Below are 12923 nucleotides of genomic sequence, written 5' to 3'. Positions count from 1 at the left end.
GGCAATTCATCCGGTGTTGCGTGATGTCCGGTGATCTGAAACAAATCCCGGCGAAGTGGAGAATCTAGATGTCGGGCAAGAACTGGGATCGCGTGCCTATCGACGCGCAAAGTATCGACGCTCCGCTGTCGCTTTCGGCGGTCTTTCTTGTCGTCAATGTCGCCAACGAGCGGAGCGCGCTCGCCAAGGTCGCCTCCGTGCTCGGAGAACTTGATGATCTGGTGAAGAATGTCGGATTCCGTGACCTTTCGGGACGGCTTTCGTGCATTGCCGGCATCGGCCGCGATCTCTGGGATCGTCTTTCTCCAGATGGGCGGCCGCTGGAACTGAAACCGTTCGCGCCGATTAAGGGCGCTGTTCATTCGGCCCCTTCGACCGCCGGCGACCTTCTTTTCCACATCCGCTCCGAACGCTCCGACATGTGCTTTGAGTTCGAGCGCATTCTGCTCGACAATCTCGGTGACGGCGTGAACGTCGTCGACGAAGTCTCGGGCTTTCGCTATTTCGATGCGCGCGACCTGCTCGGCTTCGTCGACGGCACGGCCAACCCGACCGGGCTGGATCTGCCGGCCTCAGCGCTCGTCGGCGATGAGGATGCCGACTTCGCCGGAGGCAGCTATGTCGTCGTTCAGAAATACCTGCACGATCTCCAGGCGTGGGCGCGAACCCCGACACCGCTCCAGGAAGAGATCATCGGCCGCACCAAGATCGATAACATCGAAATCGACGATGACGACGCCCCGCGCAAGTCGCACAAGTCGCTCGCCACCATCGAAGATGCCGACGGTAACGAATACGACATATTGCGCGACAACATGCCCTTCGGCCGACCGGGACAGCAGGAGTTCGGCACCTACTTTATCGGCTATTCCAGGTATCTCTGGGTGATCGAGAAAATGCTGCAGCGGATGTATATCGGCGAGCCGCCGGGCGCTTACGACCGGCTGCTTGATTTCTCCACGCCGCACACCGGCACGACGTTCTTCGCGCCAACCCGCCCCATGCTGCAAACCCTTGTTCAGGGCGCGCAGGAGAAGCCTGCGATCACACGCTAACGTTCCGGATTTACTTCCGCTTTGGGCGCATGCGGACATGGTCGACACCCGCTGCCGGCCCAACCGCGATGACCAGAGCGGCGTCGTGCCAGGCCAAATGGGGATTAGCTTCGCTGGCCATTGGGACTAGCTTCTTTGGAACGTGTCCGCGCTGGTCGACATCGAACGCCACCAATTCAGTTTTTCGATTTTCGCAGGTTGGCGCTCGCCGCTGGCCTTGATCGCCGCATTGCGTCCGAGGACCCGCCTAGTTTCCCGGCAATATCTTGCCCGGATTCATGATGTTTTGCGGATCCAGCGCCTGCTTGATGGTGCGCATGATGTCGACGCCGTGGCCGAGCTCGTGGCGCAGGAAGCCGATCTTGCCCTGGCCGATGCCGTGCTCGCCAGTGCAGGTGCCATCCATGGCGATTGCTCGCATATTGAGCCGCGCGACGAATTTTTCGGACTGCGCGATCTCCTTGGGATCGTTCACGTCCATCAGCACCAACACGTGAAAATTACCGTCGCCGGCATGGCCGACGATCGGCGCGATCAGGCCCATTTCGGCGATGTCGGCTTCGGTTTCCATGACACATTCGGCAAAGCGCGAAATCGGCACGCAGACATCGGTAGACAGGCCCTTGGCGCCTGGCCGCAGCGTCAGCGACGACCAATAGGCGTCGTGCCTGGCCTTCCACAGTTTCGTGCGCTCCTCGGCAACGCTGGTCCACAGGAACGGCCCGCCGCCATTTTCCTCCGCGATCATGCCGAAGGTCTCGGCCTGCTCCGCCACGCCGGCATCGCTGCCGTGGAACTCGACGAACAGGCATGGGCTCTCGGGATAGTCGAGCTTGGAATAATTCTTCATCGCCCGCATCTGCAAAGCATTGACCAGTTCGATCCGCGCCACCGGTATGCCCATCTGGATCGTCGCGATGACCGCGTTGCAGGCCGCCTCGACGCTCGGAAACGGGCAGACGCCGCCGGAGATCGCTTGCGGGATGCCTTGCAACTTCAAGGTCAGCGAGGTGATGATGCCGAGCGTGCCTTCCGAGCCGACCAGCAGCCGCGTCAAATCATAGCCGGCCGAGCTTTTTTTCGCGCGCTTGCCGGTCGTCACCGTCTCGCCGTCGGCCATGACGGCCGTCAGCGAAAGCACATTCTCGCGCATCGTGCCGTAGCGCACAGCATTGGTGCCGGATGCGCGTGTCGCCGCCATGCCGCCGAGCGAGGCATTGGCGCCCGGATCGATTGGAAAGAACAGGCCAGTGTCGCGCAGATGCCGGTTCAGATCCTCGCGGGTGACGCCGGGCTCGACCGTGCAGTCGAGATCCTGCGGATTGACCGCAAGAATGCGGTTCATGCGTGAGGTGTCGACCGATATGCCGCCGCCCGGTGCGTTGGTGTGGCCTTCCAGCGACGATCCGACACCGAAGGCAATGACCGGCACACGGTGCGCGGCGCAGGCGCGGACGATCTCCTGCACCTCGGCCGTCGTCTCCGGGAAAGCGACGCCGTCCGGCGCCTGCGTCGGAATATAGGTGGTGGTGTGCGCGTGCTGCGAGCGGATGGCCTCGCCGGTCTGGAAGCGTTCGCCGAGCCGCTGCTTGAGGATGCCGAGCACGGCAGCGATGCCTTCCTCGTTGCGTTCGACTGGGTTGAGGTCGCTCAGAGCCATGAATTCCTCCGCGGATGGACCAGCGCCCATGCTTGTTATGCGTCTATGGATGCCTAAAGCAATTCCAAGAAAAGTGCGAAGCGGTTTTCCCGGGAAACCGCGTAGCGCTTTCCCTGAGGAATTGCGTCAGAATGAAGACACTCACCGGCCACGCTCTGTCCAGCACCAAACAAGGAAGTTTCGATGCCTATCCCTGCCCCCTTCGTCTCCAAACCCATGGACATCGAGAAGGACTGGATCGACTACAACGGCCATCTTAACATGGCCTATTACAACGTGCTGTTCGACCGGTGTTCGGACAACGCCTTCGAGGCGATCGGCATGGGACTGGATTACGTGAGCCAGCGGCGGCTCACCATCTACACAGCCGAAGTCCATGTTTGCTACGTGCAGGAGCTGCATCTCGAGCACAAGGTCACGGTCTCCTTCCAACTCCTCGATCATGACGACAAGCGGCTGCGGGCCTACCAGGAAATCCGCCACGTCGACGGCTGGCTCGCCGCCACCTCCGAGACGCTGTCCCTGCATGTCGACATGTCGGGGCCGAAGGTCGCACCCTTCCCAGCCGATGTGCTTGCCAAGGTCGAGGCCATGCGCGCCGCCCATTCGGCACTGCCGATGCCGGAGCGCGCCGGCCGTTCAATCGGGATTCGCCGCAAGCCCGCTTGAAGCCACTCGGCGCCCGCGTTAACCTTACCGAGGTTTTAACGGGAACAAGCCAATTGAGCCGTTGAACGACTCAGCGGAGCGGTTGAAAACGATCGCATTGGGTTGCGATGCGGGCGGCGCGGCGAAGCCGGTTCGAGGAAAGTGCATGAAAACCGACATCAAGGTCGAAGTGGACAAGCTGGCTGCCGATCCGCGCATCACCGACTATGATTTCTGGCGCTCGCTCAAGAATGTCGACAACGAGATCTTCCATATTGCCAACAACAACGAGCCGATCCCGTTCGACATGATCCGCTGGCGCACCATCCTGAAGCGCGCCCGCCTGAAGCGCGGCCACGCATAAACGTTCCTGCTCGCTCAAACCGTATGCTTCACCGCTGCCAGCGGTGAGCGCGCCACCACCGGCGACGACTGGATGATCGCCGTATTGGTCATCGCGTAAGGGATGATGCGGTCGATCACACGCTCGAGTTCGGCCACCGAGCCGACATGCGCCAGCGCGATGAAACAATCTTCGCCGGTCACCCGGTCGCATTGTGCGATCTCAGGCAGATCGCGGATGATCTCGGCCACGACAGCCAGTTGCCCCGGTACCGGACGGATGCGCAGCCACGCCGACACCGGCAGGCCGAGTGCCGCGGGATTGATCCTGACCGAATAGGCCTCGATGACCCCGCTCTCCTGCAACCGCTTGATGCGCTCGGCCACGCTCGGCGCCGACAGGCCGACCGAGCGCGCAAGCTCCGCCGTGCTGATGCGCGCGTCCTTTTCCAGCAAGAGCAGGATTTTCATATCCGCGGCATCGAGGTCGGCGCTTTCAATCCGAAGGCGTTTCATGGAAAGATCCTTGCTTCCGTGAGGATACCGGCCGGAAAGGCCAATCATCACCCATATGAACAGGCAAAATCGCCTGCGATACTGATCCGATGGATGATCAGACGCAAGCTCCTGCGGCAGACCCCGCTGTTGCCGGCCTTCCCTTCCGCAGGCTGGCGACAACACTGCCGCCGCATGTCTGGTTCGGCGTCAGCGCCGTCTTCCATTATCTCGGGCCGGCATTTGCCGTGCTGCTTTTCCCGCATGTCGGCGTGCTCGGCATGGCCTGGCTGCGCATCGCTACCGCCGCGCTGATCTTCGCACCAATGACCCGTCCATGGCGAACGCTCGTCCGCGCCGATCGCTCGACCCGGCTGCGGTTGCTGGCCTTCGGCGCCTGCCTGGCGGTGATGAACTGTTCGTTCTACCTGGCGCTCGACCGCTTGCCGATCTCGCTGGTGGCGGCGATCGAATTCGTCGGCACCATCGGTGTCGCGGTGATCGGCCTCAAGACCCCGCGCAATCTCGCCGCCCTTGCCGTTGCCGTCGCCGGCACCTTGCTGCTCATCGACGTCAAATGGTCGAGTGATCCCCTTGGGCTGTTCTGGGCCTTCCTCAACGGTACTCTGTTTGTCGGCTACATCGTGCTCGGGCACCGCATCGCCGCTTCCGGCGCGGGCGGCGGCATCGCCAGTCTTGGTGCCGCCATGGCGATCGCTTTCATCATCGTGCTGCCGATCGGCTTCAGAGATGCACTGCCGGCCTTTTTCTCACGGCCGCTGCTGCTCGCCGCCGTCGGCGTCGGCATCTGCTCCTCCGTCATTCCCTACATCTGCGACCAACTCGCCATGTCGCGGCTGCCGCGCGCCAGCTTCGCGCTGATGCTATCGCTGCTGCCGGTCACCGCGACGCTGATCGGTGTCATCGTGCTGCGCCAGATTCCAAGCCTCACCGATTGCCTGGGCATTGCACTGGTAGTCGCCGGCGTCGCCTTCCACAAACCAGCCCGCTGAAAGCTACGCCAGCTTCTCCTTCAGGAAGGCGATCGTGCGTCCCCAGGCGAGATCGGCCGCTTTCTTGTCGTAGCGGGCGGCCGAGGTGTCGTTGTTGAAGGCATGGTTGGCGCCTTCATAGATATAGACCGTGTATTCGACATGCGCCGCGTCGAGCGCCTTCTTGAAGGCATCGATGCCGGCATTGATGCGCTCGTCCAGTCCGCCATAGTGCAGCAGCAAGGCCGCCTTGATCTTCGACACATCGGCGGCGTTCGGCTGCATGCCGTAATAGGCGACGGCGGCATTGAGATCGGGCGCGTTGACGGCAAGCATGTTGACCGTGCCGCCGCCCCAGCAGAAGCCGACGGCACCGACCTTGCCGTTGCCGTCCTTGTCGCCCTTGAGGAAAGCGACAGTCGCTACACCATCGGCAATGGTCTGCGCCGAATCGAGCTTGGTGAACATGTCGCGCGCCTTATCCTCATCGGCCGGAGTGCCGCCGAGCGGCGACAGAAAATCCGGCGCCAGCGCCACGAACCCTTCGAGCGCCACGCGTCGCGCCACGTCGCGGATATGCGGGTTGAGTCCCCTGTTTTCATGCACGACGATGACCGTGCCGAGCTTACCCGCCTGATCCGCCGGCTTGACCAGGTAGCCCCTCATCTCGCCGCTGCTGCCGGGATAGCTGATGTCCTCACCCTTCACCCGCGGATCGTTGTCGGCAACGATTGCCGCCTGGGCGGAATTCGCCGCCAGAAGCGGCGCGATCGCCGCAGCCGCCGCGCCTGATCCGGCAAGCCGGGTCAGTTGCTCCATGAAGCGGCGGCGGTCGAGTGTCAGATGCGTGTACTCGTCATAGGCATCGATCATCGCCTGGGTGATGGTGAGTGTCGGGGCAGCTGATTTCGTCATTGTGCACTCCTCGGCTTCGAGCTTCGATACCTGAGCTACATAGGGACCGAGGCGGCATGATCCAGTCGAGCGCCCGCTCGCGGTCACGCAAGTGCGGCCGGCAAGGCCGGCGCCGCGGGCGCCCATGTCATCACTTCTTGGTCATCGGCGATAATCCTGCTGGCGCTGCCACAATAGTGAAAGAAGCTGTCCGCTATCGATGGCACCTTGACCGGCATGCCTTCACGCGTCCCGACCCGAAAGGAGCGAGCAATGACCATGCCCCACCCGATCCTCGCCAGCACGATCGTCCTTGCCGCCGCTACGGCTCCGGCACTAATCTCAGCGGCTGTGGATGCGGGCAGACGATCTTTGGTCAGCGTCCGCAGTGACCGGAACCGCTCTACAAACGCGAAAACCCAAGGTTGAGGTGAGACCATGAACGTCCAGGATATCGTCAACACCGTCTCGCAGAAAGCGGGCCTCGACCAGGCGACGGCGGAGAAAGTCGTCGGCACCATCTTCTCGGTGCTCGAACATGAGGCGGAAGGCACCAGCGCCTCGGCATTTTTCGCCAATATCCCCGGCGCCGACGACCTCGCCCACCAGTATGATGTCATGGCCGCCGCTCCGGCTGGCGGTGGTGGCGGGTTCCTGTCGTCGTTGCAAGGCGCGCTTGGCGGGGTTCTCGGCGAAAAGGCCGGCGCGCTGGTCAACGGCCTCGCGGCGCTCAAGGCGTCTGGGCTCGATTTGGCTCAGATCCAGAAGGCCGGCGAAACGCTGGTCCAGCAGGCCGAAGCTGCCGCCGGCCCTGACCTCACCAACCGCATACTCGGATCGGTACCCAGCCTGAAAAGCCATCTGGGACTCGGCTAGGTCATAGGTTGCGCCACCCTCACTTCGGCAGCGCGTAGGCCATCACATAGTCCCCCGGCTTGGTGCCGACCGAGCCGTGGCCGCCGGCGACGATGACCACGAACTGGCGGCCGTCGGCCACCATATAAGTCATCGGCGTCGATTGCCCGCCGGCAGGCAGCCGTGCCTGCCACAGCTGCTTGCCCGATGTCAGGTCATAGGCGCGCAGATAGTCATCGACCGCGGCGCCCAGGAAAGCGACGCCGCCGGCGGTGATCATCGGCCCGCCGATGCCAGGCACGCCGACCTTCAGCGGCAGCGGCAGCGGCGTCATGTCGTAGACGGTGCCGTTGCGGTGCTTGTAGGCGATGGTGCCGGTCCTGAGATCGACGCCGGCGACATAGCCCCAGGGCGGCGCCTGGCAAGGGATGCCGAGCGGCGACAGGAACGGCCCCATCACCACCGCATAGGGCGCGCCCTCGTTGCGGTTCAATCCCTGCTCGCTGCCGCGACCCTCGTCCGGCGGCGACACCTGGTCGCGCGGAATGAGCTGCGACTTGAAGGCCAGGTAGGTCGGCATGCCGAACATCACCTGCCGGACCGGGTCGACAGCGACGCCACCCCAGTTGAAGGTGCCGAAATTGCCGGGATAGATCAGCGAGCCCTGGACGGAAGGCGGTGTGTAGCGGCCTTCATAGCGCAGGGCCTGGAATTCGATCCGGCAGGCCAGCTGGTCGAACATGGTGAGGCCCCACATGTCGGCGCCGGTAAGCGGCTTCGGATTGAAGGTAAGATCCGACACCGGCTGCGTCGGCGACGTATGGTCGCCCTCGATGGCGCCGCCGGGTGCCGGCACTTCCTTGACCGCGATCACCGGCTCGCCTGTGCGCCGGTCGAGCACGTAGAGGTCGCCCTGCTTGGTCGGCCCGACCAGCGCCGGCACCACCGTGCCGTCTGCCTTTGTGATGTCGATCAGGCTCGGCTGGGCCGGCACGTCCATGTCCCAGAGATCGTGGTGGACGGTCTGCCGCACCCAGCGCAACTGCCCGGTGTTGAGGTCGAGCGCGGTGATCGACGACGAGAACTTCTCGACATTGTCACTGCGCCCGGCGCCGAGCTGGTCCGGCGTCTGGTTGCCAAGCGGCACATAGAGCAGGCCGAGCTTCTCGTCAGCGCTCGGCGTCGACCACATGTTGGGCGAGTTGGCGGTGTAGGTCTGGCCGGCCGCCAGTGGCGTCGTCTGGTCCGGATTGCCGGAATCCCAGTTCCACAGCAGCTTGCCGGTGGCAGCGTCGTAGGCACGGATGACGCCCGACGGCTCCTGCGTCGAATAATTGTCGTTGACCGCGCCGCCGACGATGATCTTGCCGCCTGATATCAGCGGCGCCGAGGTCGAGTAATAATAGCCCGACTTCGGATAGGGCATGTTGGTCAAAAGGTTCAGCGTGCCGCCCTCTGCGAAGGCGGGGCAGATCTGCCCGTTGGCGGCATCGAGCGCGATCAGCCGGGCGTCCGAGGTCGGCAGGTAGACGCGGGCAGCACACGGCTGGCCGGCGGCGATGGCCGCATCGGCATAATAGGACACGCCGCGGCAGGTTTGGTGCTGGCGGTCCTTGTCGAGCTTGACCTTGGGATCGTAGCGCCATTTCTCCTTGCCGCTCGCGGCATCGATGGCGATGGCGAAATTGTGTGGCGTGCAGATGTAGAGCGTGTCGCCGATCTTCAGCGGCGTCACTTGATAGGTGGTCTCGCCGACGTCGTCCGGTCCCTTGACGTCGCCTGTGCGGTAGGTCCACGCGGGCTGCAGCTTGGCGACATTGTCCGGCGTGATCTGGTCGAGCGGCGAATAACGCTGGCCGAACTGCGTGCGTCCGTAATAGTGCCACTCGCCGGCCGGCACATCATTGCCGAGGTTGGCGTTCGCGATCACCTTGTCGGTGCCGAGTTCGCCGGCAATGTCTTTCGGATCTGCCGTCATCGAGTAGCCGGCGACGGCAAGCGATGCCAGCACGGCAAGAATGAGCGGCGCGCGTGCATCGGGACCGGCAAGGCCCCGTCTCGCCCGCGGCGTCAGCAGCCAAAGCGCCACCAGCACTATGATGCCGCCGCGGGGCCCAAGTTCCCACCAATCGAACCCGGTCTCCCAGACGGCCCAGGCAAGCGTGCAGAGCACGATCGCCGCGTAAAGCCACAGCGCGGTGGACCTGCGCCGGTAAAGCAGCCAGGCTGTGATCAGGAAGGCGAGGCCGACTATGATGTAATACCAGCTGCCGCCCAGCGATGCCAACCAGATGCCGCCGCCGCCGAGCGCCAGGCCGATGAACAAGAGAATGAGGGAGGTAATGGTGACAGCCAAGATGATACTCCTTCGACTGTTGCGCGCGCTCGCACGCGGCCCTGGGCAACCGGCGTTACCTTCCTGCCCTGGGCACAGTTTCCCCTGCCCGCAGCGCCTGTCAAGCGCGCAGCACACGCCGAGGTAGAAATCCATCTTGCCTGCATCAAGGTTTTCCAGCAGTCTCGGCGCCGCAATAACCGACAAGGCGCGCTCGTTCGGACATCGATTTTTCGTCGCTCTCGGTTACCGCAAGGCCTGAACCGCGATATCAGGCACTTTACCGGAACAAAACGTAGACACTTCTGGTCTTTCGCTCCCGAATCACTACATTCGGGGCAATGTCCGGCTTTTCCGAAGACATGCCTTTTTTCGACGAACCCAATGCGCGGCCTTCGGCCCCGTCGGGCATTGCCGCGCGCGCCATGGCTGCCCGCAGCGGCCACAACAATGCGCCCGACTACCTGAAGGGGCTCAACCCGGAACAGCGGCTGGCTGTGGAAACCACCGAAGGTCCGGTTCTGGTGCTGGCCGGGGCCGGCACCGGCAAGACCCGCGTCTTGACCACCCGCATCGCCTACATACTCGATACCCACAAAGCTTCTCCTTGGCAGATACTCGCCGTCACATTCACAAACAAAGCCGCGCGCGAGATGAAGCAGCGTATTGGCTTGCTGGTCGGCGAACAAATCGAGGGTATGCAGTGGCTCGGCACCTTCCATTCGATCGGCGTCAAGCTGCTGCGCCGCCATGCCGAACTTGTCGGTCTCAAATCCGACTTCACCATCCTCGACACCGACGATGTCGTGCGGCTGATCAAGCAATTGATCCAGGCCGAGGGCCTCGATGACAAGCGCTGGCCGGCCAAGCAATTCGCCCAGATGATCGACGGCTGGAAGAACAAGGGGCAAGGCCCGGCCGACATCGCCGAGGGCGACGCCCGCGCCTTCGCCAACGGCAAGGGCCGCGAACTCTACAAGGCCTATCAGGCGCGGCTGCAGACGCTGAACGCCTGCGATTTCGGCGACCTTCTGTGCCACCCGATCCGCATCTTCCGCGCCAATCCGGATGTGCTGAAGGAATATCACAAGCGCTTCAAATACATCCTCGTCGACGAGTATCAGGACACCAACACAGCGCAATACATGTGGCTGCGGCTCCTGGCGCAAAGGCCGCAGTCCTCCCCCCTCGAGGGGGAGGTGCCCGCGAAGCGGGCGGAGGGGGTCGCCGCAGAAGGCACCTCCAGAACGCCGAGCACTGCCGCGAGGACCCCACCCGACCGGGCTTCGCCCGGCCACCCTCCCCTCAAGGGGGAGGGATATCAGCGCAGCGCCACCGTAAACATCTGCTGCGTTGGCGACGACGACCAATCCATCTACGGCTGGCGCGGCGCCGAGGTCGACAATATCCTGCGCTTCGACAAGGATTTTCCCGGCGCCACCATCATCCGGCTGGAGCGCAACTACCGCTCGACCGCGCACATACTGGGCGCCGCCTCCCATCTTATCGCCCACAATGAGGGCCGCTTCGGCAAGACGCTGTTCACCGACCGCGACGAGCCGGAGGACGGCAAGGTGCATGTCCACGCCGCCTGGGATTCCGAGGAGGAAGCCCGCGCCGTCGGCGAGACCATCGAGGCCTATCAGCGCCAAAAGCACAATCTTAACGACATGGCGATCCTGGTCCGCGCCTCCTTCCAGATGCGCGAGTTCGAGGATCGTTTCGTCACGCTCGGTCTCAACTACCGCGTCATTGGCGGCCCGCGCTTCTACGAGCGCATGGAAATCCGCGATGCGCTGGCCTTCTTCCGCGTCGTGGCGCAAGGCGCCGACGACCTCGCCTTCGAGCGCATCGTCAACGTGCCGAAGCGCGGCTTGGGCGAAGCCACTATCCGGCAGATCCACGACACCGCCCGGGCGCTCCGCATCCCGATGCTGGAAGCTGCGGCAAAACTCGCCGAAAGCGACGAGTTGAAGCCGAAGCCGCGCGCGGCATTGCGCGAAGTGGCCGCCAATTTCGAGCGCTGGCAGAAGGCGCTGGAAACCACGCCGCACACCGAACTCGCCGAGACCATTCTCGAAGAGAGCGGCTACACCGATATGTGGAAGAACGACCGCTCGGTCGAAGCGCCCGGCCGGCTGGAGAACCTGAAGGAACTGATCCGCTCGATGGAGGAGTACGAATCGCTACGCTCCTTCCTCGAGCATGTCGCGCTGGTCATGGACGCCGAGCAGAATGCCGAGCTTGATGCCGTCAACATCATGACGCTGCATTCGGCCAAGGGCCTCGAATTCGAGACTGTGTTCCTGCCCGGCTGGGAGGAAGGCCTGTTCCCGCACCAGCGCGCGCTCGATGAAGGCGGCCGCTCGGGGCTGGAGGAAGAGCGCCGCCTTGCCTATGTCGGCCTGACCCGCGCCAAGAAGAACCTGCATCTGTGGTTCGTCTCCAACCGCCGTATCCACGGCCTGTGGCAATCGACGATCCCATCGCGCTTCCTCGACGAACTGCCGGAAGCCCATGTCGAGGTCGCCGAAAGCGGCAACTCCTATGGCGGCTATGGCAATTCCTATGGCGGCGGTTCTTTTGCCTCCGGCCGCGGCGGCCAAGGCGCGGGAAGACAAAACCCCTATGGCGCCTCGCGCTTCGACAATGTCGGCGCCAACACCGAAAAATCCGGCGCCTTCTCCAACACCTACGCGACGCCGGGCTGGCAACGCGCACAGGCCAACCGCACCGAGGCGACCGACCGCAACTGGGGCTCGCGCTCCGGCCACCAGGTCGAGCGCATCGGCTATGGCGAGACCGATAGCGGCTACGGCGCCGGCCGCACCTCGGTCAAAGGCCGCACCATCGACGGCGAACTGGTCGCCAAATCCGTCGCCGACAAGCCGTCCGCCTTCAACGTCGGCGACCGCGTCTTCCACCAGAAATTCGGCAACGGCAACATTTCCGCCATCGAAGGCAACAAGCTGACCATCGACTTCGACAAGGCCGGCCAGAAACGCGTGCTGGACGGGTTCGTCGCGGCGGTGTGAGTGCATTTGCAATTTGCCTGACATCCCGGAACAAATAGGGTACAATTCCTTGCATGGCCTACGACTCACGATATATTGCAAATTTGGTTCTCGATCGTGCGGACGCAGAAGGGTTAGGGATTACAAATCTTGAGATCAACAAAATAATATATTTTCTGCATTCCACATATCTAGCTAATTTTGGAAAGCCGTTAATTGAAGCAAAGATCGAGGCTTGGGACTACGGTCCAGTAATTAGGGAGATATATTCCGAATTTAAATCTTTTGGAGCTGCCGATATTAGAACAAGAGCCACGAGGCTCGATTTAAATTCTTTGAAGAAATTGCCCGTATACGAAACTATAAGCGGGCCTGATGCAAATTTCCTGCATCCGATAATTGACAAATACATGCGTTTGGGGGCGACAAAACTTGTGAATATGTCCCATGAAAAAGGTGGGCCGTGGGACCTAGTGTATAATGCCTCGGGGAGGAGCAATCCTGGAATGGAGATATCCGACGATCTCATCCAGCAATATTTCTTACGTCAAACCCGGCACTAATGAGGAACGCTCGTGCAGATAAGCAAACTTAGCAGGCCTCCCTACGCTCACAACTGGGTCCGATATGTTT

Annotated in this window: 11 protein-coding genes; 7 read left to right on the top strand and 4 right to left on the bottom strand. The window is 62.5% G+C overall.

The features are described 5' to 3' along the window. Nucleotides 1–68: 68 nt before the first annotated feature. Nucleotides 69–1055 carry a Dyp-type peroxidase gene (locus X744_RS167190; protein WP_023757054.1) on the top strand — a complete coding sequence of 329 codons (987 nt, stop codon included), beginning with the start codon at nt 69–71 and terminating at the stop codon, nt 1053–1055. A 247-nt stretch (nt 1056–1302) separates the two neighbouring features. On the opposite strand, the gene X744_RS167195 is transcribed toward X744_RS167190, so the two are convergent. Then, the gene (locus X744_RS167195; RefSeq protein ID WP_023757053.1) at nt 1303–2715 is read right to left on the bottom strand and encodes an FAD-linked oxidase C-terminal domain-containing protein; all 1413 of its coding nucleotides are present in this window, start codon (nt 2713–2715) and stop codon (nt 1303–1305) included. Between the two features lie 183 nt (nt 2716–2898). Between X744_RS167195 and X744_RS167200 the strand changes: the two genes are divergently transcribed. Beyond that, a complete protein-coding gene (locus X744_RS167200) occupies nt 2899–3384 on the top strand; it encodes a thioesterase family protein (RefSeq protein WP_023757052.1) in 486 nt (161 codons plus the stop codon). A gap of 145 nt (nt 3385–3529) precedes the next feature. Beyond that, nucleotides 3530–3727, top strand: a complete 198-nt coding sequence (locus X744_RS167205; RefSeq protein WP_023757051.1) for a hypothetical protein — start codon at nt 3530–3532, stop codon at nt 3725–3727. Between the two features lie 14 nt (nt 3728–3741). On the opposite strand, the gene X744_RS167210 is transcribed toward X744_RS167205, so the two are convergent. Next, the gene (locus tag X744_RS167210) at nt 3742–4221 is read right to left on the bottom strand and encodes an Lrp/AsnC family transcriptional regulator (protein WP_023757050.1); all 480 of its coding nucleotides are present in this window, start codon (nt 4219–4221) and stop codon (nt 3742–3744) included. 89 nt (nt 4222–4310) lie between these two features. On the opposite strand from X744_RS167210, the gene X744_RS167215 reads away from it, so the two are divergent. Further along, nucleotides 4311–5213, top strand: coding sequence for a DMT family transporter (locus X744_RS167215; RefSeq protein WP_023757049.1), 903 nt, complete (start codon nt 4311–4313; stop codon nt 5211–5213). A 3-nt stretch (nt 5214–5216) separates the two neighbouring features. On the opposite strand, the gene X744_RS167220 is transcribed toward X744_RS167215, so the two are convergent. Further along, nucleotides 5217–6107, bottom strand: a complete 891-nt coding sequence (locus X744_RS167220; RefSeq protein WP_023757048.1) for a dienelactone hydrolase family protein — start codon at nt 6105–6107, stop codon at nt 5217–5219. A 417-nt stretch (nt 6108–6524) separates the two neighbouring features. On the opposite strand from X744_RS167220, the gene X744_RS167230 reads away from it, so the two are divergent. Then, nucleotides 6525–6962, top strand: a complete 438-nt coding sequence (locus X744_RS167230) for a hypothetical protein (RefSeq protein ID WP_023757046.1) — start codon at nt 6525–6527, stop codon at nt 6960–6962. A 19-nt stretch (nt 6963–6981) separates the two neighbouring features. On the opposite strand, the gene X744_RS167235 is transcribed toward X744_RS167230, so the two are convergent. Then, a complete protein-coding gene (locus X744_RS167235; protein WP_023757045.1) occupies nt 6982–9297 on the bottom strand; it encodes a glucose/quinate/shikimate family membrane-bound PQQ-dependent dehydrogenase in 2316 nt (771 codons plus the stop codon). A gap of 320 nt (nt 9298–9617) precedes the next feature. Between X744_RS167235 and X744_RS167240 the strand changes: the two genes are divergently transcribed. Together X744_RS167240 and X744_RS167245 are read left to right on the top strand one after the other, a co-directional pair. Continuing rightward, nucleotides 9618–12311, top strand: a complete 2694-nt coding sequence (locus tag X744_RS167240; protein WP_023757044.1) for a UvrD-helicase domain-containing protein — start codon at nt 9618–9620, stop codon at nt 12309–12311. Between the two features lie 53 nt (nt 12312–12364). Next, nucleotides 12365–12853, top strand: a complete 489-nt coding sequence (locus X744_RS167245; RefSeq protein WP_023757043.1) for a type II toxin-antitoxin system antitoxin SocA domain-containing protein — start codon at nt 12365–12367, stop codon at nt 12851–12853. The last annotated feature ends 70 nt before the right edge of the window (nt 12854–12923 follow it).

It is taken from the genome of Mesorhizobium sp. LNHC252B00, assembly GCF_000502955.1.
Classification (GTDB): domain Bacteria; phylum Pseudomonadota; class Alphaproteobacteria; order Rhizobiales; family Rhizobiaceae; genus Mesorhizobium.
This window is presented reverse-complemented; position numbering and strand designations above follow the sequence as displayed.